The 23,801-nt window shown below is 70.2% G+C and carries 23 protein-coding genes and 1 tRNA gene; 4 read left to right on the top strand and 20 right to left on the bottom strand.

Annotated features, from left to right (window positions below; genetic code table 11):
- Positions 1–4: 4 nt before the first annotated feature.
- The 11 genes from BJ964_RS06815 to trpS form a co-directional block, all read right to left on the bottom strand.
- Complete coding sequence (locus BJ964_RS06815) at positions 5–1,282, bottom strand: thymidine phosphorylase (RefSeq protein ID WP_188119886.1); 1,278 nt, start codon at positions 1,280–1,282, stop codon at positions 5–7.
- Positions 1,279–1,992 (bottom strand): cytidine deaminase, encoded by a 714-nt coding sequence (locus BJ964_RS06820; RefSeq protein ID WP_183222618.1) that lies wholly within the window; start codon positions 1,990–1,992, stop codon positions 1,279–1,281. Before BJ964_RS06820 ends, BJ964_RS06815 begins: the two co-directional genes overlap by 4 nt.
- A 38-nt stretch (positions 1,993–2,030) precedes the next feature.
- Entirely contained in the window at positions 2,031–3,299 is a 1,269-nt protein-coding gene (locus BJ964_RS06825) for an ABC transporter permease (RefSeq protein WP_188119887.1), read from the bottom strand.
- A 4-nt stretch (positions 3,300–3,303) separates the two neighbouring features.
- On the bottom strand, positions 3,304–4,491 hold the full coding sequence (locus BJ964_RS06830) for an ABC transporter permease (RefSeq protein WP_188119888.1): 1,188 nt from the start codon (positions 4,489–4,491) through the stop codon (positions 3,304–3,306).
- Positions 4,488–6,080, bottom strand: coding sequence for an ABC transporter ATP-binding protein (locus BJ964_RS06835; RefSeq protein ID WP_275407657.1), 1,593 nt, complete (start codon positions 6,078–6,080; stop codon positions 4,488–4,490). Before BJ964_RS06835 ends, BJ964_RS06830 begins: the two co-directional genes overlap by 4 nt.
- A 47-nt stretch (positions 6,081–6,127) precedes the next feature.
- Complete coding sequence (locus BJ964_RS06840; protein WP_188119889.1) at positions 6,128–7,222, bottom strand: BMP family lipoprotein; 1,095 nt, start codon at positions 7,220–7,222, stop codon at positions 6,128–6,130.
- 201 nt (positions 7,223–7,423) lie between these two features.
- Positions 7,424–7,651, bottom strand: a complete 228-nt coding sequence (locus BJ964_RS06845; RefSeq protein WP_188119890.1) for an SCO4848 family membrane protein — start codon at positions 7,649–7,651, stop codon at positions 7,424–7,426.
- A 12-nt stretch (positions 7,652–7,663) separates the two neighbouring features.
- Complete coding sequence (locus tag BJ964_RS06850; protein ID WP_188119891.1) at positions 7,664–8,029, bottom strand: hypothetical protein; 366 nt, start codon at positions 8,027–8,029, stop codon at positions 7,664–7,666.
- 7 nt (positions 8,030–8,036) lie between these two features.
- Positions 8,037–8,957 (bottom strand): YihY/virulence factor BrkB family protein, encoded by a 921-nt coding sequence (locus tag BJ964_RS06855; RefSeq protein ID WP_188119892.1) that lies wholly within the window; start codon positions 8,955–8,957, stop codon positions 8,037–8,039.
- 21 nt (positions 8,958–8,978) lie between these two features.
- Positions 8,979–9,509, bottom strand: coding sequence for a 2'-5' RNA ligase family protein (locus tag BJ964_RS06860; RefSeq protein ID WP_188119893.1), 531 nt, complete (start codon positions 9,507–9,509; stop codon positions 8,979–8,981).
- A 4-nt stretch (positions 9,510–9,513) separates the two neighbouring features.
- Entirely contained in the window at positions 9,514–10,539 is a 1,026-nt protein-coding gene (gene trpS, locus BJ964_RS06865; RefSeq protein ID WP_183222610.1) for a tryptophan--tRNA ligase, read from the bottom strand.
- 132 nt (positions 10,540–10,671) lie between these two features.
- On the opposite strand from trpS, the gene galE reads away from it, so the two are divergent.
- The 3 genes from galE to BJ964_RS06880 all read left to right on the top strand — a co-directional run bounded on the left by galE (position 10,672) and on the right by BJ964_RS06880 (position 13,727).
- Positions 10,672–11,646: a UDP-glucose 4-epimerase GalE gene (galE, locus tag BJ964_RS06870; protein ID WP_188119894.1), complete on the top strand. Its 975-nt coding sequence runs from the start codon at positions 10,672–10,674 to the stop codon at positions 11,644–11,646.
- The gene (gene galK, locus BJ964_RS06875) at positions 11,643–12,785 is read left to right on the top strand and encodes a galactokinase (RefSeq protein ID WP_188119895.1); all 1,143 of its coding nucleotides are present in this window, start codon (positions 11,643–11,645) and stop codon (positions 12,783–12,785) included. The genes galE and galK overlap by 4 nt, the downstream gene beginning before the upstream one ends.
- Positions 12,786–12,920: 135 nt before the next feature.
- Positions 12,921–13,727: an ATP-binding protein gene (locus tag BJ964_RS06880; protein WP_188119896.1), complete on the top strand. Its 807-nt coding sequence runs from the start codon at positions 12,921–12,923 to the stop codon at positions 13,725–13,727.
- Here BJ964_RS06880 and cysN read toward each other — a convergent pair.
- From cysN to BJ964_RS06925, 9 genes are all read right to left on the bottom strand, one after another.
- Positions 13,711–15,009 (bottom strand): sulfate adenylyltransferase subunit CysN, encoded by a 1,299-nt coding sequence (cysN, locus tag BJ964_RS06885; RefSeq protein WP_188119897.1) that lies wholly within the window; start codon positions 15,007–15,009, stop codon positions 13,711–13,713. The two genes, BJ964_RS06880 and cysN, sit on opposite strands and share 17 nt — an antisense overlap.
- Complete coding sequence (gene cysD / locus BJ964_RS06890) at positions 15,009–15,920, bottom strand: sulfate adenylyltransferase subunit CysD (RefSeq protein ID WP_188119898.1); 912 nt, start codon at positions 15,918–15,920, stop codon at positions 15,009–15,011. The genes cysN and cysD overlap by 1 nt, the downstream gene beginning before the upstream one ends.
- A gap of 49 nt (positions 15,921–15,969) precedes the next feature.
- Positions 15,970–16,860, bottom strand: coding sequence for a 3'(2'),5'-bisphosphate nucleotidase CysQ (locus BJ964_RS06895; RefSeq protein ID WP_188119899.1), 891 nt, complete (start codon positions 16,858–16,860; stop codon positions 15,970–15,972).
- 29 nt (positions 16,861–16,889) lie between these two features.
- Complete coding sequence (locus BJ964_RS06900) at positions 16,890–18,296, bottom strand: sugar transferase (protein ID WP_407650836.1); 1,407 nt, start codon at positions 18,294–18,296, stop codon at positions 16,890–16,892.
- A 402-nt stretch (positions 18,297–18,698) separates the two neighbouring features.
- Positions 18,699–19,286, bottom strand: coding sequence for an aminoacyl-tRNA hydrolase (gene pth, locus BJ964_RS06905; RefSeq protein WP_188119901.1), 588 nt, complete (start codon positions 19,284–19,286; stop codon positions 18,699–18,701).
- Positions 19,287–19,374: 88 nt separating this feature from the next.
- Positions 19,375–19,980 (bottom strand): 50S ribosomal protein L25/general stress protein Ctc, encoded by a 606-nt coding sequence (locus BJ964_RS06910; RefSeq protein ID WP_188119902.1) that lies wholly within the window; start codon positions 19,978–19,980, stop codon positions 19,375–19,377.
- Positions 19,981–20,360: 380 nt separating this feature from the next.
- Entirely contained in the window at positions 20,361–21,341 is a 981-nt protein-coding gene (locus BJ964_RS06915) for a ribose-phosphate diphosphokinase (RefSeq protein WP_188119903.1), read from the bottom strand.
- A gap of 112 nt (positions 21,342–21,453) precedes the next feature.
- Positions 21,454–22,896: a bifunctional UDP-N-acetylglucosamine diphosphorylase/glucosamine-1-phosphate N-acetyltransferase GlmU gene (glmU, locus tag BJ964_RS06920; protein ID WP_188119904.1), complete on the bottom strand. Its 1,443-nt coding sequence runs from the start codon at positions 22,894–22,896 to the stop codon at positions 21,454–21,456.
- Between the two features lie 84 nt (positions 22,897–22,980).
- Positions 22,981–23,052 (bottom strand) — tRNA-Gln (locus tag BJ964_RS06925).
- A gap of 89 nt (positions 23,053–23,141) precedes the next feature.
- Between BJ964_RS06925 and BJ964_RS06930 the strand changes: the two genes are divergently transcribed.
- On the top strand, positions 23,142–23,798 hold the full coding sequence (locus BJ964_RS06930) for a TetR/AcrR family transcriptional regulator (RefSeq protein ID WP_188119905.1): 657 nt from the start codon (positions 23,142–23,144) through the stop codon (positions 23,796–23,798).
- Positions 23,799–23,801: the final 3 nt, after the last annotated feature.

A 23,801-nucleotide genomic window follows, 5' to 3' on the forward strand; every position in this document is an offset into this window, starting at 1 on the left:
CGGCTCAGGCTATGCGGTCGAGCAGCAACGGGGAAGGGGCGGGCGCCTCTGTCCCGACGGTGATCGCGGCGGCCGCGTCGGCCCGGGCCACCGGAATCCGCGACTCGTCGTCGGCGCGCAGCTCCAGCAGCACGTCACCGGCCCGGACCCGGTCGCCCGGGCGGACCTTGAGCTGCACCCCGGCGCCGAAGCTGACCGGGTCCTCCTTGCGGGCGCGACCGGCGCCGAGGCGCCACGCGGCGATCCCGATCCCGTACGCGTCCAGCGAGGTGACCACACCGTCCTCGGTGGCCCGCAGGACCTCGGTGTGCGCGGCCGTCGGCAGTGGCGCGCCCGGGTCGCCGCCCTGCGCCCGGATCATCGCCCGCCAGGTGTCCATCGCCGCGCCCGAGGCCAGCACCTTCTCCGGGTCGGCGTCCACCCCGGCGGCGGCCAGCATCTCCCGGGCCAGGGCCAGCGTGAGTTCCACCACATCGGACGGTCCGCCGCCGGCCAGCACCTCGACCGACTCGGCCACCTCGTTGGCGTTGCCGACGGCCAGGCCGAGCGGGGTGCTCATGTCGGTGAGCAGGGCCACAGTGGTGACACCGGAGTCCTTGCCGAGCTGGACCATGGTGCGGGCCAGCTCCTGCGCGTTCGCCAGGTCCTTCATGAACGCGCCGGTGCCGACCTTCACGTCCAGGACCAGCGCCCCGGTACCCTCGGCGATCTTCTTGCTCATGATCGAGCTGGCGATCAGCGGGATGGCCTCGACCGTGCCGGTGACGTCGCGCAGCGCGTAGAGCTTGCGGTCGGCCGGGGCCAGGCCCTCACCGGCCGCGCAGATGACCGCGCCGATGTCCTGCAACTGGCTCTTGAACTGCTCGTTGGAGATGCGCGCCTGCCAGCCGGCGATCGACTCCAGCTTGTCCAGGGTGCCGCCGGTGTGACCAAGACCACGGCCGGAGAGCTGCGGCACGGCCACGCCGCACGCGGCGACCAGCGGGGTCAGCGGCAGGGTGATCTTGTCACCGACGCCGCCGGTGGAGTGCTTGTCGGCGGTCGGCCGGGACACCGAGGACAGGTCCAGCCGCTCGCCGCTGGCGATCATCGCGGCGGTCCAGCGGGCGATCTCGCCCGACGTCATGCCGCGCAGCAGGATCGCCATGGCCAGCGCCGACATCTGCTCGTCGGCGACGGCCCCCCGGGTGTACGCGTCGACGACCCAGTCGATCTGCGCGTCGGTGAGCACGTGGCCGTCCCGCTTGGCGCGAATGACGTCCACTGCCGCAAATTCGCTCATGCCTGATCTTCCCAACGCTGCGGGATGCCCTCCGGGGCCTCTCCCTCGCCCGCCCAGGACAGACCGCCCTCGGCATCCACCACCACGACCCGCGGACTACGGACGAGACCCCACGCCACGGCGGCCGCCGCGGTCGGCAGGTTCGGGCCCTCCTCCAGGATGCCCTTCTCCTCGGTCGAGCCGGGCTCGCCCGACGAGCGCTCCCAGTAGCCGGTCCAGATCGTCGCCCCGCCGGACAGGTCGGGGTGGACGAAGACCGTGCCGCGTCCACGCCACTTGGCCAGCTCGGCGGGCACCTCGGCGCCACCGACCGGGCCGGTGACCCGCTCCATGTCCTCGTAGCCGAACGCGTGCGGCAGCAGCTCGGTCATCCGCAGCGGCCGGGGCACCGCCTCGACCAGCAGCTCCGGGCCGCCGTGCTCCCACAGCAGCTGGCGACAGCGGCCGCACGGCATCAGCGGGGCGCCGGTGGCGTCCACGCAGGAGATCGCCACCAGGCGACCGCCGCCGGTCGCGTGCAGCGAGCTGACCAGGCCGCACTCGGCGCACAGGGTCATCCCGATGGACGCGTTCTCCACGTTGCAGCCGACGATCACCCGGCCGTCGTCGACCAGGCCGGCCACCCCGACGGGGAAGTCGGATATCGGCGTGTACGCCCGCCGCATCGTCTCGATGGCGGCGGCGCGCAGGGCCGCCCAGTCGATCTCCATGTCACCGATTCTGCCGGGTTTGAAATGACTCGTTGCACTCAGCCCTTGATGTACGGCTGTCCGTCCGCGGCCGGAGCCCGCACCCGCCCGACCAGGCCGGCCACCGCGATCAGGGTCGCCAGGTAGGGCAGCATGTTCAGGAACTGGCTGGGCACCGGGCTGCCGATCGCGCTCAGGTAGGTGGCCAGCTTCTGCGCGAAGCCGAAGAACAGCGCCGCCCCGAACGCCCCGAACGGGGTGAACCGGCCGAAGATCAGCGCGGCCAGGGCGATGAAGCCCGCGCCGGCCGTCATGTTCTTCGTGAAGCTGCCGGTCGCCACGAGCGTGAAGTACGCCCCGCCGATGCCCGCCACCACGCCGCCGAGCAGCACGTTCAGGTAGCGCAGGCCGCGCACCCGGATGCCCACCGTGTCGGCCGCGGTCGGGTGCTCGCCGACCGCCCGGGTACGCAGGCCCCAGCGGGTCCGGCTGAGCCCGAAGTGAACCACCACGACCAGCACGAGCGCGACCCAGACCAGCAGGTTCGCCTCGAAGAACACCGGCCCGACGACCGGGATGTCGGCCAGGCCCGGGATCCGCCACTCCGGCATCTGCGGCGGCTGGTTGTACTCCTGCGCGTTGGGCTGCATCAGCCGCTCGTAGAGGAAGCCGGTGATGCCGAGCGCGAAGAGGTTCAGCACGATACCGACGACCACCTGGTCCACCAGGTAGCGGATCGCCATGACGGCCAGGATGGCCGCGATGATCACACCGCCGACGGCCGCGCTGAGCAGGCCCGCCCAGACGCTGCCGGCCATCGTGCCGACCAGGGCGCCGGCGAAGGCGCCCATCAGGAACTGGCCCTCGATCGCCACGTTGACCACACCGGTCCGCTCACCCAGCACACCCGCCAGGGCGCCCAGGATGAGCGGCAGCGCCAGCTCCAGCGTGCCGTCGGTGGTGTCCACCAGCGGCATGAACTCGCCCGCCACCTGCCAGCAGAGGAAGGACAGGAGGAAGGACAGGATGCCGGCCACCAGGAACACGTTGGACCAGCGCTTGAGCAGGCCGGCGAAGAGCACCCCGCCGGCCGCCGCGGTGAGCAGCCCGAACAGCACCGCGCCGAACTGGCCGTTGATGGCGAGCGCGGCGCCCGCGGAGTCCTCGCTCAGGGTGAAGCGGGCGTCCTCGCTCGGCGCCAGCGAACCGAACACCACGGCGGCCAGGCCGCCGATCAGGATCAGCGCCAGGCCCAGGTGGCGCTGCCGGGTCCAGAACGGCTCCGGCGCGGCGACCTCGGCCATCTCCTCCACAGTCGTGGTCGACATGTCCTCAGCCCTTCGCCAGCGAGGCGCCGAGCCCGGTGGCCCGGGAGGCGCGCAGTCGGAAGATCGCCTTCACCAGGGCGGGGGCGGCGATGAAGATGACGATGAGCGCCTGCAGCACGGTGACCAGCTCGAGCGAGATGCCGGAGAAGGACTGCATCCGGTTTCCGCCGGCCCGCAGCGCGCCGAACAGCAGCGCCGCGAACAGGGTGCCCCACGGCCGGGTGCGGCCCAGCAGGGCGACCAGCAGGCCGTCGAAGCCGATGTTGCCGGCCACCGACGGGGTGAGCGCGTGCGCGGTACCCAGTACCTGGGTGGCGCCGCCGAACCCGGCCAGGCCGCCGGCGACCGCCATCAGCAGCACGTACGTCTTGGCGACGCTGATGCCCGCGGTCTTCGCGGCGTGCGGGTTGGCGCCCACCGCCCGGATCTCGAATCCGAAGGCCGACCTGTTCAGCAGCCAGGCCACCCCGGCCGTGGTCAGCACGGCCAGGACGATGCCCAGGTGCACCCGCAGGACTCCGCCGGGCGACGGCAGGTGGGCGGACTCGGCGACCGCCTTGCTGATCGCGTCGCTGCGGCCCGGGGCCTGGATGCCCTGCTGGATGACCAGCCAGGCCAGGAAGAGACCGGCCGTGTAGTTGAGCATGATCGTGGTGATCACCTCGTGCGCCCCGGTACGCGCCTTGAGCAGGCCGGGGATGAAGCCCCACAACGCCCCGCCGAGGACGCCGGCGACCACCGCGATGATCAGGTTGAGCACGAGCGGCAGGCCGAAGGTGAAGCCGGCGATCCCGGCCGCGATGCAGCCGAGCACCGCCTGGCCCTGCGCGCCGATGTTGAACAGACCGCCCCGGAACGCGAGCGCCACCGAGAGGCCGGTGAAGACCAGCGGCGCGGCGTAGGTGAGCGTCTCCGAGATCGGGGCGAACGCCTGCTGCCAGGTGGCCTGCCCGGAGAACCAGGCGGAGAACACCGCGGGGTCACCGAGAGCGCCCTTGAGCAGGTCCGCGTAGGCCGTGCTGACCAGCAGCCAACTCGCCGAGACAGCGTCGCCCGGGCGGGCCGTGAAGTAGCCGAACTTCGCCAGGACGGTGGAGTCCGAGATGATGATCAGGACCCCGCCGATGACCACGGCCATGAGCATCGACAGGGCCGTGAGCGTGAAGTTGTTCGCCGACCAGAACCTCTTCACTTCGCCCCCTCCGGCGTGTCGCCGGTGATGCCGGCCATGAGCAGACCGATCTCCTCACGCGGTGTGTCCGGCGAGACGATGGCCAGGATGCGGCCGCGGTACATCACCGCGATCCGGTCCGCGAGGCCGACCACCTCGTCCAGCTCACTCGAGACCACCAGCACCGCGGTGCCCTGGTCGCGCTCGTGGATGATCCGGCTGTGGATGAACTCGATCGAGCCGACGTCCACACCTCGGGTGGGCTGCGACGCGATGAACAGGCGCAGCGGGCGGGACATCTCCCGGGCCACCACGACCTTCTGCTGGTTACCGCCGGACAGGGCGCCGACCAGGCTCGCCGGTGACTGGCACCGGATGTCGAACTGCTCGACGCGGTGCTTGGCATTGCTCGCCACGGAGCCGCCGTCGATCCGGAAGGCGTTGCCGAACGGGGCCCGGTCGTACATGTCGAGGATCAGGTTCTCCGCGACGGAGAACTCCTTGACGACACCGTCGTGGCTGCGGTCCTCGGGGACGTAGCCGACACCGGAGCGCAGGATCCGCTTGGTGGTCCGGCCGACCAGGTCCTCGCCCTCCAGGTGGACCGCGCCGGCCCGCACCTCGCGCAGGCCCATCACGGCCTCGACCAGCTCGGTCTGGCCGTTGCCCTGGACGCCCGCGATACCGAGCACCTCGCCGGCCCGGACCTCCAGGTCGACCCCGTCGACGGCACGCACACCGCGGTCGTCGTCGACCACCAGGCCGGAGATCTTGAGGATGCTGTCGCCCGGCTCGGCGGGCGCCTTCTCCACCTCGAGGCTCACGGCGCGGCCGACCATCAGGGCGGCCAGCTCCTCCTCGCTGGTGTCCGGGGAGGCGGTCCCGACGACCTGGCCGCGCCGGATCACGGTGATCCGGTCGGCGATCGCCTTGACCTCTTTGAGCTTGTGGGTGATGAAGACGATGGACTTGCCCATGGCGGTGAGCGAGCGCATCACCGTGAGCAGTTCCTCGGTCTCCTGCGGGGTGAGCACCGCGGTCGGCTCGTCCAGGATGAGCAGGTCGACCTCGCGGGTCAGCGCCTTGACGATCTCGACCCGCTGCTGGGCGCCGACCGGAAGGTCCTCGATCAGCGCGTCCGGGTCGACCGGCAGGCCGTACCTCTCGGAGGTCTCGATGACGTCCCGGCGGGACCGGCGGCGGTCGAGCCAGCCGAGCGGGCCGCCGCGCACCTCCTCCGCACCGAGCGCGATGTTCTCCGCCACGGAGAAGACAGGTACGAGCATGAAGTGCTGGTGCACCATGCCGATGCCGGCCGCGATGGCGTCTCGCGGGCTCTTGAAGACGCGGGGCTCGTCGTTGACGACGATCTGCCCCTCGTCCGGCTGGAGCAGGCCGTACAGCTGGTTCATCAGCGTCGACTTGCCCGCGCCGTTCTCCCCCAGCAGGGCGTGCACCTCGCCGGGTTCGACGGTGATGTCGATGTGGTCGTTGGCCACCAGGTCGCCGAAGCGCTTGGTGATGCCGCGCAGTTCCAGTTTCAGCGGAATCTCCCGGGGTTCGGTGACTGATCCTGGTGGACGGGGGAATGCGAGCCGCCGCTCGGCCACGGGTTTTGCCCGTGGCCGCGCGGCGGCCGAATGCTACTACCCGAAGGTCACTTAGGCGCGTTGGCCGACTCGACCTTGACGGTGCCGGCGATGATGTCCGCCTTCAGCTTGTCCAGCTCGGCCTTCAGGGCCGGGTCGACCTTGCTGTCGAACTGGTTGAACGGGGCGAGCGAGACGCCGTCGTTCTCCAGGGTGCCCAGGTAGCCCGGGCTCGCCGCGAGGGCCTCGCCCTTGGCGCCCTTGACGACGGCCTGCTTCACCGCGTCCTCGATGTTCTTGACGACGGTGCTCAGGAACACCTCGCAGTACTGCGCGGCGCTGGTGCAGCCGTCCTGGTCGACCCAGATGACCGCGAGCTTGCCGTTGGAGTCCTTGGCGACCTGCGCGGTGCCCAGGCCGGTGCCGCCGGCGACCGGCATGATCACGTCGGCACCCTGGCCGACCAGGGTGTCGGCGATGCTCTTGCCCTTGCTCTGGTCGATGAAGCTGTCGGCGAAGCTGCCGTTCTGGGCGGCCTTGTCCCAGCCGAGGACCTTGACGTCCTTGCCCTTGGCCTTGTTGTAATGGGCCACACCGTCGGCGAAGCCGTCCATGAAGATGGTCACCGGCGGGATCTTCATGCCGCCGTAGGTGGCCACCTTGCCCGACTTCGAGTAGCCCGCGGCCAGGTAGCCGGCGAGGAACGCCGCCTGGTGGGTCGCGAACTGCATCGGGTAGACGTTGGTGCTGCCGCTGGAGCTGTCGACGATGCCGAACTGCGAGTTCGGGCTGTCCTTGGCCACCTTCGTGGTCGACTCGCCCATCAGGCCGCCGACCGCGAGGATGAAGTTGCAGCCCTGGCTCACGAAGCCACGCAGGCCCGGCTCGTAGTCGGCCTCGGAGGAGGACGCCACGTACTTCGGGTCGACGTTGGGGGCCTCGGTCTTGGCGGCCTGGAGGCCGGCCCACGCGGAGGCGTTGAACGACTTGTCGTCGATACCGCCGAGGTCGGTAACCATGCAGGCCTTGTAGGCGGCGACCGCGGGCGTGCTGGAGCCGGTCGAGCCGGTCTCCTCCGGGGCCTCACCACATGCGGCGGCAGCGAGCGTCAGCCCACCTGCCGCGAGAATCGCCACGATCCGCTTCCCACGTACTGGGCGCAAGACGCCCTCCTTCCGCTGCACACCGAGGTTCCTGTATCTCGGGTGAATCTTCAGGCGGGAGCGTATCCCCGGGCCCGGACCCCGTCAGGACATCGGTACGGACTGTTGGCGCACCGTTATAGCTCCGCAACCACCATGCCCGCGGGTCGCTCCTTTCGGCTGGATCAGGAGGGAATTGCGCCTCTACCAGGAAACAGGAAGTTAATCTGCGGCCCGCCGCCAGGCCTTGACCCCGAGCACGCCCACCCCGGTCCCGATCGCCAGCGAGGCGGCGATCAGCACCGCGTGCACCCACAGGAACGAGGTCGGCGAGCCGTCGGCGAACGACCGCTCGTCCTTCCAGATGGCCAGCCCGAAACGCGGCCAGATCAGCCAGGTCCACACGCCGACCGCGATCAGGAACGCCGCCCACCGCTTGTTGATCACCACGGGGTGAGTATCTCAACCGGCCAATCGCGCCGCGATCCGCCGCCAGCCGGCCAGCACCTCGGCCGGCTCCGGCGGGGCGCCCGGCTGCTCGCGGGCCAGCTGCGGAGGGAAGTCCTCCTCCTCCCCGGTCCGGGCCAGCTCGATCTCCCGACGGATCGCGTCCACCCCGTCCAGCGGCAGCAGCGGCTCCACCACGGCCATCAGATCGTCGTCGGCCACCACGGCACGGGCCAGGGCCAGGGCGTGGGCGTGCTCGTACGGCCCGCAGACCACCGGTTCCCAGTCCTCCAGGTCACCGAGCGAACCGAAGGTGATGACCCACGGTCGATCGGCGATCGGCGAGCCGGGCGGCAGATGCAACGTCACCAGTGTCCCCACCGGCCCATCATCGCGGGCGGGAGTGCCGAATCCAGGCGTTTTGCCCCACCGGGGCGGTCTTGTCGTCTGCCGACAGATCGACCACCCGGCCGTGTGGGCTGGTCGCCGCCCAGGCCGCCCCGAAGAGCAGCAGCTGGTTGAAGACATAGAGGTAGACCAGCGCACCGACGGCCGAGCCGACCAGGCCGTACGCCGGATTCCGCTCGACCAGCGCGACGAACGACCTGCCCACCGTGTTGAGCAGCATGATGCCGATGCCCACCTGGAGCACCGGCGGCGTCATCCGGCGGGCGGTCATCCGCAGCCGGGGCACCGCGGCCAGCAGCGCCGCCGCCAGCAGCATGTTGACCGCCAGGGTGAGGGCCCAGCTGGCGATCGACAGCAGGGTGGCGAACCCGCCGCCGGCCAGCCAGTTCAGCAGGGTCTCCAGCCCGTACACGGCGAGCTGGGAGAGGGCGAGCAGCAGCAGCATGCCGATCAGCACGATCAGGTCGACGACCTGGCGTACGCCTATGTAGCCGGGCTGCTCGCGCAACTGCCAGATGAGCCGCTGCGAGGACCGGATCGACTCGACCCAGCCGATGCCGGTGAAGGTCAGGCCGACCAGGCCGACGATGCCGACCGTCCTCTTGCTGTCCAGGATCGCCTGCACGTCGAGGAAGGGCAGGTTCTCGGCCAGGAAGTCGCGCACCAGGTCGAACAGTTCGCTGTTGTTCGTGAGCAGGAAACCGAAGACCGAGTACCCGATCAGCAGCAGGGCGAAGACCGCGAAGAATCCGTAGTAGGCGATCGCCGCGGCCAGCCGGCCACCCTGGACGCTCTGGTACCGCAGGATGGCCCGGCACAGATGGTCGAAGTACGGCGATCGGTACCGCACCGCGGTGATCCGGGCCGTGGTCGCGTCGAAGGCCCGGTCGATCGGGTTCACCGGCAGACCGTAACCGACCGGTCAGCTTCCGAGCGGGAAGTCCCGCCGGGGCCGCCACGGGCCCTCGCCGCCGTGCGAGAAGAGCGTGAACGAGGCGACCTCGAACCTGGCCGAGAAGCCGGCCAGGTCCTCGAACACCGCGTCCAGCGCGCCGGCCGGCACGTCCTGCGCCACGGTCACGTGCGGGTGGTACGGGAAGCGGGTGTCCCGTCGCACGTCCTCCGACCGGGTGATCGCCTCGGCCAGCAGCTCGCACTCGCTGATGCCCTGCGCCAGCGCCACGAACACCACGTCGGTGACCGGCCGGAACGTGCCGGTCCCGCGCAGGTGGACGGTGAACGCCGGCTGCGCCGAGGCGATCTCCTCCAGGTGCTTCTCGATCGCCGGCAGCGCGTCGGCGGCCACCTCGGTGGGCCCGAGGAGGGTGACGTGCGCCGGCGTCCAGGCGGCCTGCGGGTCGCCGGCCTCGGCGCGCCGGCGGGTCAGCGCCGAACCCCAGGGTTCGGGGATGTCGATGGCGACGCCGATACGGGTGACGGCCGGGTCGGACACCGGGTCAGGCCCCGCGCACGGGGCTGAGGAAACCCACGTTCCGGTACGCCGTGGCGAGCGTGGCCGCGGACACCGCCCGCGCCTTCTCCGCCCCGATCGCCAGGACCTTGTCGAGCTGGGCCGGGTCGTCGAGGTAGAGCCGGGTGCGCTCCTGGATCGGCTTGACGAACTCGACCAGCACCTCGGCCAGGTCCTTCTTGAGGTCGCCGTAGCCGCGTCCCTCGTACGCCTCGAGAAGCTCGTCTATCGCCCGGCTGGTGAGGGCCGCGTAGATGGTCAGCAGGTTGCTGATGCCGGGCTTGTTCACCTCGTCGTAGAGGATCTCCCGCCCGGTGTCGGTGACCGCCGACTTGATCTTCTTGGCCGAGCGGGCCGGGTCCTCCAGCAGCTCGATGAGACCGTTCGGCGAGGAGGCCGACTTCGACATCTTGCTCGTCGGGTCCTGGAGGTCGGTGATCTTCGCGGTGTCCTTCACGATGTACGCCGAGGGCACGTTGAACGTCTTGCCGAACCGGGTGTTGAAGCGCTGCGCCAGGTCGCGGGTCAGCTCCAGGTGCTGCCGCTGGTCCTCGCCGACCGGCACCTGGTCGGCCTGGTAGAGCAGGATGTCGGCGGCCTGGAGGATCGGGTAGGTGAACAGCCCCACGGTGGTGCTGTCCTGCCCGGCCTTGGCCGACTTGTCCTTGAACTGGACCATCCGGCCGGCCTCGCCGAACCCGGTGATGCAGCTCAGCACCCAGCCGAGCTGCGCGTGCTCGGGCACGTGGGACTGCACGAAGAGGGTGCAGCGCTCCGGGTCGAGACCGAGCGCGAGCAACTGAGCGGCGGAGATCCGGCTACGGTTACGAAGAGTCTCCGGATCGTGGCCCATGGTGATCGCGTGCAGGTCGACGACGCAGTAGAAGGCGTCGTGCGTGTCCTGCATCGACACCCAGTTGCGCACCGCGCCCAGGTAGTTGCCGAGGTGGAAGGAATCGGCGGTCGGCTGAATGCCGGAAAGCACACGCGGGCGGCGGGCAACGTCGGACATGGCCGCCATTGTGTCAGCACCGGGCCTCGAACCGCGAATCCTCTCAGCGGGTGGCACGATGTTCGAACCTGTTGACCTATGAGCGATTCTGGGGAATTCTATGATCGTCTGACTACGGAAAGGGCCTGAACCGTGAAATTGCTCGTCACCGGCGGCGCCGGCTACGTGGGCAGTGTGACCAGCAGGCTACTGCTGGACGCGGGCCACGAGGTCGTCGTGCTGGACAATCTGCGGACCGGTTTCCGGCAGGCGGTCGCCCCCGGCGCCACCTTCGTGGAGGCGGACATCGCCGACGCCGCCCGGGTGCTCACCCCGGACGCCGGCTTCGACGCGGTCCTGCACTTCGCCGGCCTGATCGCGGCCGGTGAGTCGATGGCCAAGCCGGAGCTGTACTGGCACGAGAACATGGTGAAGTCGCTGGCCCTGCTGGACGCGGTGCGCGCCGCGCGGGTGCCGCGGTTCATCTTCTCGTCCACCGCGGCGGTCTACGGCAACCCGGTCGAGCTGCCCATCACCGAGTCCGCGATCAAGGCGCCGACCAGCACGTACGGCTCCACCAAGCTGGCCTTCGACCTGGCGCTGACCTCGGAGACGTTCGCGCACGGCCTGGCCGCCGTCTCGCTGCGCTACTTCAACGTGGCGGGGGCGTACATCAGCGACGGTCACGAGATCGGCGAACGGCACGACCCGGAGACCCACCTCATCCCGATCACCCTCCAGGTGGCCGCGGGGAAGCGGGAGAAGCTCCAGCTGTTCGGCGACGACTACCCGACCACCGACGGAACCTGCGTCCGCGACTACATCCACGTCGAGGACCTGGCCCGGGCCCACCTGCTGGCACTGGACGCGACGGTCGCCGGCGAGCACCGCATCTACAACCTGGGCAACGGCAACGGGTTCTCCAACCGGCAGGTCGTCGAGGCGGCCCGCGAGGTCACCGGGGCGGCCATCCCGGTCGAGATCGCCCCGCGGCGCGACGGCGACCCGGCCACCCTGGTCGCCTCGTCGGCCCGGGCCCGCGACGAGCTGGGCTGGACGCCCCGGAAGAACACCCTGGCCGACATGATCGGCGACGCCTGGACCTTCTACCGAAAGCACGTGGCATGAGCGTTTCAGCGGCTGCCACGGCGGCCTTCACCGAGGCGTACGGGACCGAGCCGGCCGGACTGTGGGCGGCGCCGGGCCGGGTCAACCTGATCGGCGAGCACACCGACTACAACGACGGTTTCGTGCTGCCCTTCGCGCTGCCGCAGCGCACCGTGGCGGCGGTCGGCCCGGCGCCGGACGGCCGCTGGTCGGTCTGCTCCACGCTGACCCCCGATCCGGTGACCTTCGGGGTCACCGAACCGGGTGAGGTCACCGGCTGGGGCGCGTACGTCGCCGGGGTGGTCTGGGCGCTGCGGGACGCCGGCTTCGAGGTGCCGCCGGTCCGGATCGCCCTCGCCTCGGACGTGCCGCTCGGCTCCGGGCTGTCCTCGTCGGCCGCGCTCGAGTCGTCCGTGCTGACCGCCCTGATCGACCTGGGCGGGCTGGACGTGCCGCTGGAGCGCCGGCCGGCCCTCGCCCAGCGCGCCGAGAACGTGTACGTCGGCGCGCCCACCGGCATCCTCGACCAGTCCGCGTCGATCCGCTGCCAGGAGGGCCGGGCGCTGTTCCTGGACTGCCGCAGCTACCGGATCGAGCAGATCCCGTTCGACCTGGCCGCCGAGGGCCTGGCCATCCTGGTGATCAACAGCAACGCGCCGCACCAGCACGTCGACGGGGAGTACGGCGAACGCCGCAAGAGCTGTGAGGCGGCGGCCGCGGCCCTCGGGGTGCCCGCTCTGCGCGACGTGTCCACCGCCGAGCTGGACGACGCCCTCCGGCGGCTGGACGACGACGTGCTGCGCCGCCGGGCCCGGCACATCGTCACCGAGAACCAGCGCGTGCTGGACACCGTCTCGCTGCTGCGGTCCGGCCGGGTCCGCGAGATCGGCCCGCTGCTGACCGCCTCGCACGCCTCGATGCGCGACGACTTCGAGATCACCGTCGCCCAGGTGGACGTCGCCGTACAGTCGGCTCTGGAGGCCGGGGCGTACGGCGCCCGGATGACCGGCGGCGGCTTCGGCGGCTGCGTGCTGGCCCTGATCGACGCCGACCGTGCCGAGGCGACGGCGGCCGCGGTCGCCGGCGCGTACGAGGAACGGGGTTTCACCGCACCGACCAGCTGGGTCGCGGTGGCCGGGCCGGGCGCCACCGCGCTCTGACGCCGGGACCGTCCCCGGGAGTGCCCGAGCGGCCTTCCGGGGCCACCCGTCCGGGGTTGCGTCGGCTTTCGCCTGATCACCCGCACGAGCGAGACCAGGGGCTCGGAAATCGGGCACGGGACTATCGTGTCCGGCATGGGGGTCAGCCCACCGTATCTTCGCGGTGACACCGAGCAAGGTGTCACCGTCAGCGTCGACTCCACGGAGGACGCCGCGGTCTCCCTCCTCACGGTGCGCGGACCGTGGGACGCGCAGCTGCGCTGGACCGCGTCGACGACGCTCCGCCGGTGTTTCACCGACCATCCGGACGGGCTCATCGTGGACCTGTCCGGGCTGCTCGACCCGCACAGCGAGAGCGCCTCGACCTGGATGACGGCCCGCCGGCTGGCGGCCGGCCTGCAACCGCCGGTGCACCTGGCCCTCTGTGTGCCCCCGGAGCTGCCGCTCGCCGACCGCATGCAGGGTCTGGACGCCGGGCGCTACCTGCCGGTCTACGCCAAGATCGGCCAGGCCCGGGTGGCCCTGGCCGGCCGGATCCCCGGCGACGAGCGGCTGAGCGCCACGCTACGGCCCGATCCGGACGCCCCCAGCGTGGCCCGCAACCTGGTGAGCGACGCCTGCCTGGGCTGGGGGCTGGTGGAGCTGCTGCACCCCAGCCGGCTGGTCATGTCGGAGCTGGTGACGAACGCGGTGGAGCATGCCGGCACCGACATCCGGGTGGTGGTGAGCCGCCGGGGCGCCGGGGTGCATCTGTCGGTGGCCGACAGCGACCCGCGCCTGCCCCGGCTGATCCGCCCCTCCTCGCCGCGCCCGGACCTGCCGCTCGACGAGCGGGGTCGCGGGCTGCGGACGGTTCAGGCGACCGCCGCCCAGTGGGGAGCCCTGCCGACCGAGGCCGGCAAGGTCGTCTGGGCGACGGTCCGGCTCAGCGAGCCTCGATGATCATTCCGGCGCCGACCGTACGGTTGGTGCTCTCGTCGATCAGGATGAAGCCACCGGTGGTCCGGTTGCGGCGGTACTCGTCGGCCAGCAGCGGCACCGTGGTGCGCAGCTTGACCCGGCCGATCTCGTTGAGCTTGAGCTCGCCGGCCGCCTCGTCCCGGTGCAGCGTGTTCACGTCCAGCCGGTACTGCAGACCGCGGACCACGGCACGCGCCGACCGGGTGGTGTGCTTGATCGAGTACTTGCCGCCGACCCGCAGCGGGGCCGACTCGTCCATCCAGCAGATCATCGCCTCGACGTCCTGAGCGGGCGTCGGGGCGTTGTGCGGGCGGCAGATCATGTCACCGCGCGAGATGTCGATCTCGTCGGCCAGGCGGACCGTCACCGACATCGGCGGGAACGCCTCGGCCACCGGGCCGTCGGCGGTCTCGATCGAGGAGATGGTGCTGGTCAGGCCGGAGGGCAGGACCATCACGTCGTCGCCCGGCTTGAGGATGCCGGAGGCCACCTGCCCGGCGTAGCCGCGGTAGTCGGTGACCGTGGTGGACTGCGGCCGGATCACGTACTGCACCGGGAAGCGCACGTCGACCAGGTTGCGGTCGCTGGCGATGTGCACATGCTCCAGGTGGTGCAGCAGGGACGGGCCCTCGTACCACGGGGTGTTCTCCGACCGGCTGGCGATGTTGTCGCCGTTGAGCGCGGAGATCGGGATGATGCTCAGGTCCGGCGCGTCGAGCTTGGCCGCGAACGAGGTGAACTCGTCGGCGATCCGGTCGAAGACCTCCTGGCTCCAGTCCACCAGGTCCATCTTGTTGACGCACAGCACCAGGTGCGGCACCCGCAGCAGGCTGGTCAGGAAGGCATGCCGCCGGGACTGCTCGACCAGGCCCTTGCGCGCGTCGACCAGGATCAGCGCCAGGTCCGCGGTGGACGCGCCGGTCACCATGTTCCGGGTGTACTGAATGTGCCCCGGGGTGTCGGCGATGATGAACTTCCGCCGCGGCGTGGCGAAGTAGCGGTACGCCACGTCGATCGTGATGCCCTGCTCCCGCTCGGCACGCAGGCCGTCGGTGAGCAGAGCCAGGTTGGTGTACTCGTCGCCGCGGGACGCGCTGGCGCTCTCCACCGCCTCGAGCTGGTCCTCGAAGATCGTCTTGGTGTCGAACAGCAGCCGGCCGATGAGCGTGGACTTGCCGTCGTCGACGCTGCCCGCCGTGGCGAACCGGAGCAGGTCCATGCCGCGGGAGGAAGCGGCGTCAGGCTCGAGAACTGCCTGGCTCATCAGAAGTAACCCTCTCGCTTGCGGTCTTCCATCGCGGCCTCGCTGACCTTGTCGTCGCCACGGGTGGCGCCGCGCTCGGTGATCCGGGTCGCCGCGACCTCGTCGATCACCTTCTCGACCGTGTCGGCCTCGGAGAGCACGGCCGCGGTCTGCGACGCGTCGCCGACCGTCCGGTACCGCACCCGGCGGACCTCGGAGGTCTCGCCGTCCCGCAGCCGGATGAACTCGTTGACCGCGTAGAACATCCCGTTGCGCTCGACGACCTCCCGGTCGTGGGCGTAGTAGATGCTCGGGAGCGGGATGTTCTCCTTGGCGATGTAGTGCCAGACGTCCAGCTCGGTCCAGTTGGAGAGCGGGAAGACCCGGATCGACTCGCCCGGGTGGTGCCGCCCGTTGTACAGCGCCCACAGCTCGGGCCGCTGGTTCTTCGGGTCCCACTGGCCGAACTCGTCGCGGAAGCTGAACATCCGCTCCTTGGCGCGGGCCTTCTCCTCGTCGCGGCGGGCGCCGCCGAAGAGGGCGTCGAACCGGTACTTCTCCACGGCGGCGAGCAGGACCGGCGTCTGGATCCGGTTGCGGGTGCCGTCCGGCAGCTCGCGGACCAGGCCGGTGTCGATCGCCTCCTGCACGCTGGCGACCACCAGGTTCAGGCCGAGCGAGGCGACGCGACGGTCCCGGTACTCCAGGACCTCCGCGAAGTTGTGGCCGGTGTCGATGTGCATGACCGGGAACGGGATGCGCGCGGGCGCGAACGCCTTCTCCGCTAGGCGCAACATCACGATCGAGTCTTTACCGCCGGAGAAGAGCAGCACAGGGCGCTCGAACTCGGCCATGACCTCACGCATGACGAAGATGCTCTCCGCTTCGAGAGCATCCAGATGCGATACGCGATAGGGCTTCGTCTGGCTCATGGGTTCTGTCCCCAGACCTTTCTCCGGTATCAGCCGGGCAGGGCAGACGTCATTCTGACGGAAGGTGCCTCTGCAGTGCAGCAAGCAACCGAGGAGCGAGATCTTTCCGACAAACCACCAGGTCAGGCAACTTGGGGTCTGCCTGGTTATAGGTGAGCGGGGTGCCGTCGATACGGCTCGCGTGCAGGCCAGTGGCCAACGCCACAGCCACCGGGGCGGCGGAGTCCCACTCGTACTGACCACCCGCGTGCACGTAGGCGTCCGCGTCGCCGTTGATCACCGCGGCGATCTTCACCCCGGCCGAGCCCATCGGCACCAGCTCGGCGCCGATCTCCTCGGCCAGAGCGGTGACGAAGGCGGGCGGGCGGGTCCGGCTCGCCGCGATCCGGATCGCCCCACCGGTCGCCGCTTCCAGGGGCATCGGGGGGTACGCCGGCGCGTGGTCGGTGGCCAGGGTGCAGTGCCGGGCCGGCATGGCCACGGCGCCCGCGGTCAGCCGGGCCGGCGCCGACGAGTCGGCGGTCCACAGGGCCACGTGTACGGCCCAGTCGTCCCGCCCCTCCTCGGAGAACTCGCGGGTCCCGTCGAGCGGGTCGACGATCCAGACCCGGTTCGCGTCGAGCCGGTCCGGCCGGGTCAGGGTGGGCTCGCCCTCGATCCAGGCGGTCCGGGAGTGCTCGTCCTCCTCGGAGAGCACCGCGTCAGCCGGGCGCCAGCGGGCCAGCTCGGCCCGGAGCAGCTCGTGGGCGGCCTGGTCGCCGGCCGTCTTGAGGGCTTTGCCGTCCGAGTACCCGGTGTCCTGGCGGACCTGGAGCAGCACCTGTCCGGCGCGGTCCGCGAGCCAGCGGGCGAAGGCGGAGTCGTTCACCGGGGGCGCTCCGCCCTCGCCGGCTTCCCGTGGCCCGGCAATGCGTGCCGACGTCTTCGTCTGCTCGCCCATCGTCTCGCTCCTTCGCTCCGTGTGCGAACTCAGTACGCCCCCGACGACCGCACCACCGCGGTCACCGTCCTGAGCAGGATCACCAGATCCAGGCTCAACGACCAGTTCTCCACATAGCGCAGGTCGAGCCGGACCGCCTCCTCCCAGGAGAGATCCGACCGCCCGGACACCTGCCAGAGGCCGGTCATCCCCGGCTTGACGGCAAGCCGGCGCCGCACGTCGTCGGCGTAGGCAGCGACCTCGGTCGGCAGCGGCGGCCTCGGACCGACCAGCGACATCTGGCCCGACAGGACGTTGAGCAGCTGCGGCAGCTCGTCGAGCGAGAACCGGCGCAACCACTGTCCGACCGGGGTGACTCGCGGGTCGTCGCGGATTTTGAAGAGCACACCATCGTGCTCGTTGAGATGCCTCAGCTCGGCAAGCCGGGCTTCGGCATCGAGGTACATGCTGCGGAACTTGAAGATCCGGAACAACCGGCCGTCACGTCCCACGCGCACCTGGCGAAAGAGTACCGGCCCGCGCGAGGTAAGGCCTACGCAGAGCGCCACGGTCAAGAGCACCGGGCTCAGAAAAATCAGAAGGAGGATCGCCCCGACCCTATCTACCAGGTCCTTGACCAGACGCGAGCCACCGTGCAGCCGGGGATGCTCGACGTGCAGCATGGGCAGCCCGTCGAACGGCCGGATCGTGGTCCGCGCCCCGGCGACGTCCACCAGCGCACTGGACACCACCAGGTCCACCTCGTCGCGCTCCAGCCGCCACGCCAGCCGGCGCACCGCGGCGCCGTCCAGCTCCGGGCAGCTCAGCACCACCACGGTGTCGGCATCGGCCAGTTCCACCGCGGTCGCCACGTCGTCGAAGGTGCCGAAGACCGGCAGATCGGTCAGCCCGACCCCGTCGGCACCGGGCGGCAGGCACGCGCCGACCACTTCGAGACCGTGGTAGCGCTCACGGCGCAGCTGGAGGGTCATGCCGATGATCGAGAGCTCGTGGCCGACCACGATCACCCGGCGCAGGTTCTCGCCCCGGGACCGGGCCAGATGCAGCCGCTTGCGCAGCACGAACCGCAACACCACGATCGCGACGATGGCCAGCGGGCACGCCACCAGGACGTAGGACCTGGCCAGATCAAGATTCAGGGCGTACGACACGACGGCCGCCCCGCCGACCAGACCGGCACCGCCGCGCAGCACGCGCTGGTACTCGTCGGAGCCGACGAACAGATAACGGCGCTCGTACGCCCGCGCCGCGACCAGCACCAGGAGCAGCGCCAGCGGCATGAGCGCCGACCACACCAGGTACTGCCGGTTGTACGCGGTGACATGGTCACCGAACCGGGTGAAGAAGGTGCCCGCCCCGGCCATCACGCCGGCGGTCAGGTCGGAGAGGACCAGCGACCGTACGTAGCGGCGCTCCCAGTCCTGCCGGCGGGACATGGCCGCGTGCCGGCCGCGGGCCCGCTGGAACGGGCGGACCGCCGTCGACCGGTTGCGGCCGGCCGGCTCGTGCCGCTGGACCGCCTGGTTCCGGGCCGGCACCGGCTCACCCCGGACGGCCTGTGGCGGGGCGTTCTCCACACCGGCCGCCGGTCCGGGGATCCGGGTGTTGAGGCCGCTGCGCCGCTCGGGCGCACGCTGTGGCCCCTGGTTCAGTCCGACGCCCCGCCCATCGACCGCCGGCAGGGTCACCGTGGGTTCGATCAACGCGTCCGCACGGTCCTCGGACACGTCCTGCGGCACCTCGAACCTCCCGTCACGTCAGCCAGCGCACCTGTTCGTGCGTCCGATTGACCAACGGGTCGGAGGCGGAACGCGTCACGGGATCGTTAGATGGACAAATCAGACACCATGGTACTTGTTCTGCGCCCATTCGACGCCTTCTTGGACGATCGCCTCCACCATGTCGGCCGCCCGGTCCACCAGGAAGTCCAGCTCCTTGCGCTCCGCCCCGGAGAAGTCGGAGAGCACGTAGTCGGCCGGATCCTGCCGCCCGGGGGGCCGTCCGATGCCGAAGCGCACGCGCGCGTACTCCTTGGTCGCGAGCGACTTGGACATCGAGCGGAGTCCGTTGTGACCGCCCTCGCCTCCACCCCTTTTCGCCCGAACCTGCCCGAACGGCACATCCAGCTCATCATGCACCGCGATCACCTGCGCCACCGGGACTTTGAAGAACTGCGACAGCGCCACCACCGGAGCACCGGAGAGGTTCATGTAGGTGAGCGGCTTCAGCAGGATCACCTTGGGCCCACCGAAGCCCAGCCTGCCCTCGGCGGCCTCCGCCTGCGCCCGCTTCGCCCGCCCGAACTTGCCACCGGTCCGGGAGGCCAGCAGGTCGGCCACCATGAACCCCACGTTGTGCCGGTTGCCGGCGTACTCCCGGCCCGGATTGCCCAGGCCGACCACCAGCCAGGGTGCCTCGTCGCTCATCCCTCTCGCCTCCCGCCGCATACACATCAGGGAAAGTGCCGGCCGGCACTTTCCCTGATATCTGGCTTACCGCTGCTGCGCGACAGAATTACTCCGCGCTCTCGCCCTCAGCGCCCTCAGCCGACTCCTCGGTGGCCTCGGCGTTGGTCTGCGCGGCGCTGATCACCGCGAGCACCAGCTCCGGGTCGGCGGCCAGCTCGACGCCCTTGGGCAGCTTCACGTCGCCGGCGGTGACGTGCGAGCCGGCCTCCAGGCCGTCGATCGAGACCTCGAGCTCGGTCGGCAGGTGCAGCGCCTCGGCGATCACGGCGACGGTGGTCGACTCGTTGACGATCAGGGTGTTCTTGGCGGCCTCGCCGGTCAGGTGCACCGGGATGTCGACCTGGACCTTCTCGCCACGCTTCACGATCAGCAGGTCCACGTGCTCGTACGTGTCCTTGATCGGGTCACGCTGGATCGCCTTCGGCAGCGCCAGGGTGGCGCCCGAGTTGCCGGCGATGTCGATCGTGAAGACCTGGTTCATGCCGCCGTGGCGGATGGCGGCCGCGAACTCACGGGCCGGCAGGGCGATGTGCTGCGGCGCCTCGCCGTGGCCGTACAGCACGGCGGGCACGAGACCGGCCCGGCGCGTGCGACGGGCACCACCCTTGCCGAACTCGGTACGGGGCTCGGCGCTGATCTTTACCTCGGACACGGGGAAACTCCTGAAACTCTTCGATGCGGGCTGCGGCTAAGTCTGCGGCTGCGGTATCCGGCAGTGCTGCGGTGGTGGCCGCCGACGGCGCGTGGCCGTCGAAGGCTTTAAGTGTTCCTGGCGCTGCCGGGCAAGGGGCGCGCTGGGCACAGGCCCGGAGCACCGCGTCGATGACGGCACCTCGAGTGGACTGCGAAACCTCAGCAGACCACGAGGCACCCTCGCCGTGGCAACCGCACCAGCTTACCTGGCACGATCGTGCATCAGTCAGCGGGTCCGTCCGGCTGGCGGCGTCCGCGAAAAAACAATGCTCCTGATGCAAGTTGCACCACATGCGAAAGCGCCCGCCGAGTCGACGGGCGCCTCACGAACCACACAGGTCAGCTCAAGCCACCGAACAAAGTGGTCACCGAGCCGTCGTCGAACACCTCACGGATCGCCCGGGCCAGCAGCGGGGCGATGGAGAGCACAGTGATCTTGTCGAGCTGCTTCTCCGGGGCGAGCGGCAACGTGTTCGTCACCACCAGCTCGCTGATCCTGCTGTTCTTCAGCCGCTCGGTGGCCGGGTCGGAGAGCAGCGCGTGCGTGGAGGCCACGATCACGTCGGCCGCGCCCTCCTCGAACAGGATGTCGGCCGCCTTGGCGATCGTGCCGCCGGTGTCGATCATGTCGTCGACGATCAGGCAGACACGGCCCTCCACCTCACCGACCACGCGGTTCGCCACCACCTGGTTGGGCTTCAGCGGGTCCCGGGTCTTGTGGATGAAGGCCAGCGGGCAGCCGCCCAGCCGGTCGGTCCAGCGCTCGGCCACCCGCACCCGGCCGGAGTCCGGTGCGACCACGGTCATCGGGCGGCCCGCGTACTTCTTCTGCACGTAGTCGGCCAGCGTGTCCATGGCGAACAGGTGGTCCACCGGGCCGTCGAAGAAGCCCTGGATCTGGGCGGTGTGCAGGTCCACCGTGAGGATCCGGTTCGCGCCCGCGGTCTTCAGCAGGTCGGCCACCAGGCGGGCGGAGATCGGCTCCCGGCCGCGGTGCTTCTTGTCCTGCCGCGAGTACGGGTAGAACGGCAGCACCACGGTGATCCGCTTGGCCGAACCACGCTTGAGTGCGTCGATCATGATGAGGGTCTCCATGACCCACCGGTTGACGCCCTCGGTCACCGACTGGACGACGAACGCGTCCGAACCGCGGACCGACTCCTTGAAACGAACGAAGATCTCACCGTTGGCGAACTCGTACGAGTCCGACGGGGTCGGTGCCACACCGAGCACCTGGCCGATCTCCTCAGCCAGTTCCGGGAAACCCCGGCCGGAGAAGAGCATCAGACTCTTACGGTTCTCGGCGACGATGCTGCCCATCGGCTCGCTGCTCCCGTGGATTAGGGGATGAGGTTCGCAGTGAAGTATCCCTTGCGGGAACGTAACCGCCACGTTTCGAGGGCCTCGCGTGGGATGGCTCACCCCCGCTGGATCACTCCTGCTCAGGGGTGGTATTTGCGGCCCTGGCGGCGGCGTCGGCGGAGGCCGTCCCGGGACGGGCACGCGCCACCCAGCCCTCCACGTTGCGCTGTGGCGCGCGGGTGATCCCGAGGTTGCCGGCCGGGACGTTCTTCTGCACCGCGCTGCCTGCCGCCACGTACGCCCCCGGGCCGATCTCGACCGGCGCGATGAGCACGGTGTCCGACCCGACGAAGGCCGCCTCGCCCACGGTGGTGTGACTCTTCTTCACCCCGTCGTAGTTGGCGAAGATCGTGCCGGCGCCGATGTTGGCCTTGGCCCCGATCGTGGCGTCACCCACGTACGTCAGGTGCGGCACCTTGGCGCCCACGCCGAGCTCGGCGTTCTTCGCCTCGACGAAGCCACCGATCTTGGACTTCTCACCCAGACGGGTGCCCGGGCGCAGGTACGAGTACGGCCCCACGGTCGCCGAGGGGCCGATCTCCGCCCCGATCGAGTGAGTCCGCAGAACCGTTGCGCCGGCCGCCACCGTGGTGTCGACGAGCGTGGTGTCCGGCCCGATCACCGCGCCGGTCGCGACCGAGCTGGTGCCGAGGATCTGCGAGTTCTGATCGACGGTCGCGTCCGGCTCGATCGTGGCGGTCACGTCGATCCAGGTGGTCGCCGGATCGAGAATCAGCACACCGGAGCGCATCCAGGCCTCGTTCACCCGGTCCCGCATCAGCACCCGCAGCCGGGCCAGCTCGGCGCGGTCGTTGCAGCCGAGGGTCTCGTACGCGAACTCGGCCACCTCGATCGCCACCGGGTGCCCCTGGGCGGCCAGGATCCCGAAGACGTCGGTCAGGTACTCCTCGCCCTGGGCGTTGTCGGTGGACAGCTTGCCCAGCGCCTCGCGCAGCAGCACCGCGTCGAACGCGTAGATCCCCGAGTTGATCTCGCGGATCCGCCGCTGCTCCTCGGTGGCGTCCTTCTGCTCGACGATCCGCTCCAGGTTGCCGTCGACGCCCCGGACGATCCGGCCCAGGCCGCCCGGCTCGGCCACCTCGGCGCTCAGCACGGTCGCCGCGGCGCCGGCCTTCTCGTGGGTGGCCAGCAGCGCCTCCACCGTCTCCGGGCGCAGCAGCGGCACGTCGCCGCTGAGCACCACCACGGTGCCGGTCAGGTCGGGCGTGGCGTCCAGCGCGATCCGCACCGCGTGGCCGGTGCCGTTCTGCTCGGCCTGCAGCACCGGGGTCGCCGCCGGGGCGGCCTCGGCCAGGAACGCGCCGACCTGGTCGGCCTTGTGGCCGACGACCACCACGGTGCGGTCGGTGTGAATGGCCTGGGCGACGGCCAGGACGTGCCCGAGCAGGGTGCGCCCGAGCAGCGGCTGGAGGACCTTGGGCGTCTGGGACTTCATCCGCTTGCCCTCACCGGCGGCGAGGACGACGACGGTACGGCTGGGGGCCTGGCTCACGCGGTAACTCCATCGATCGCAGTGGCATCTTGCATAGGTGGCGTCATGTCCACCCGCAGCCATCGGGGCTCACCACAGAAATTGCTCGGCCGCCAGGACTCGAACCCGGAACATCTGGACCAAAACCAGAGGTGTTGCCAATTACACCACGGCCGAATGTTGCTGGAGACAGACTAGCGTCCCGCTGAGCGATCGCGATAAGCGGACGAAGCCTGTCGAGTTGACGACAGGACCGGACTGGCAGGATGAACCGGGTGAGTGAGCACGGGGACGCCACCGACCGGCAGAGACGCGTCCGGATGTCGGCCGCCCAGCGCCGGGAGCAGCTGATCACGATCGGGCGACAGCTGTTCGCCGAGCGCGGTTACGACGCCACCAGCGTCGAGGAGGTCGCGGCCCGGTCGAAGGTGTCGAAGCCGGTGGTCTACGAGCACTTCGGCGGCAAGGAGGGCCTGTACGCGGTGGTCGTCGACCGCGAGGTGCGGGCCCTGCTGGACCGGATCACCACGGCGCTCACCGCGGGGCATCCGCGCGAGTTGCTGGAGCAGGCCGCGCTGGCGCTGCTCGACTACATCGACCAGGAGCCGCACGGCTTCCAGGTGCTGGTCCGCGAGTCGCCGGTGCTGTCCGCCTCGGGAAATCTCCAGAGCGTGCTGAGCGATGTGGCGCACCAGGTGGAGCACATCCTCGGCGCCGAGTTCAAGAACCGGGGCCTCGATCCGAGGTACGCCGCGCTCTACTCGCAGGCGCTGGTCGGGATGGTGGCGCTGGTGGGTCAGTGGTGGCGGGAGGAGCGCAAGCCCAAGAAGGAGATCGTCGCCGCGCACCTGGTCAATCTGGCCTGGAACGGCCTGTCCCATCTGGAGGCCAAACCAGGGCTGATCACCCGCCGGGTCCGCTGAGCG

Source organism: Actinoplanes lobatus (assembly GCF_014205215.1).
GTDB lineage: Bacteria > Actinomycetota > Actinomycetes > Mycobacteriales > Micromonosporaceae > Actinoplanes > Actinoplanes lobatus.

Coding starts and splice junctions, on each gene's coding strand:
- pth (WP_188119901.1), bottom strand. CDS start 19,286: ATGAGCGACGAGGCACCCTGGCTGGTGGTCGGCCTGGGCAATCCGGGC.
- trpS (WP_183222610.1), bottom strand. CDS start 10,539: ATGTCCGACGTTGCCCGCCGCCCGCGTGTGCTTTCCGGCATTCAGCCG.
- cysD (WP_188119898.1), bottom strand. CDS start 15,920: ATGAGCCAGACGAAGCCCTATCGCGTATCGCATCTGGATGCTCTCGAA.
- cysN (WP_188119897.1), bottom strand. CDS start 15,009: ATGAGCCAGGCAGTTCTCGAGCCTGACGCCGCTTCCTCCCGCGGCATG.
- BJ964_RS06915 (WP_188119903.1), bottom strand. CDS start 21,341: ATGGGCAGCATCGTCGCCGAGAACCGTAAGAGTCTGATGCTCTTCTCC.
- BJ964_RS06815 (WP_188119886.1), bottom strand. CDS start 1,282: ATGAGCGAATTTGCGGCAGTGGACGTCATTCGCGCCAAGCGGGACGGC.
- BJ964_RS06900 (WP_407650836.1), bottom strand. CDS start 18,296: ATGTCCCGCCGGCAGGACTGGGAGCGCCGCTACGTACGGTCGCTGGTC.
- BJ964_RS06895 (WP_188119899.1), bottom strand. CDS start 16,860: ATGGGCGAGCAGACGAAGACGTCGGCACGCATTGCCGGGCCACGGGAA.
- BJ964_RS06880 (WP_188119896.1), top strand. CDS start 12,921: ATGGGGGTCAGCCCACCGTATCTTCGCGGTGACACCGAGCAAGGTGTC.
- galK (WP_188119895.1), top strand. CDS start 11,643: ATGAGCGTTTCAGCGGCTGCCACGGCGGCCTTCACCGAGGCGTACGGG.
- BJ964_RS06930 (WP_188119905.1), top strand. CDS start 23,142: ATGAACCGGGTGAGTGAGCACGGGGACGCCACCGACCGGCAGAGACGC.
- BJ964_RS06820 (WP_183222618.1), bottom strand. CDS start 1,992: ATGGAGATCGACTGGGCGGCCCTGCGCGCCGCCGCCATCGAGACGATG.
- BJ964_RS06825 (WP_188119887.1), bottom strand. CDS start 3,299: ATGTCGACCACGACTGTGGAGGAGATGGCCGAGGTCGCCGCGCCGGAG.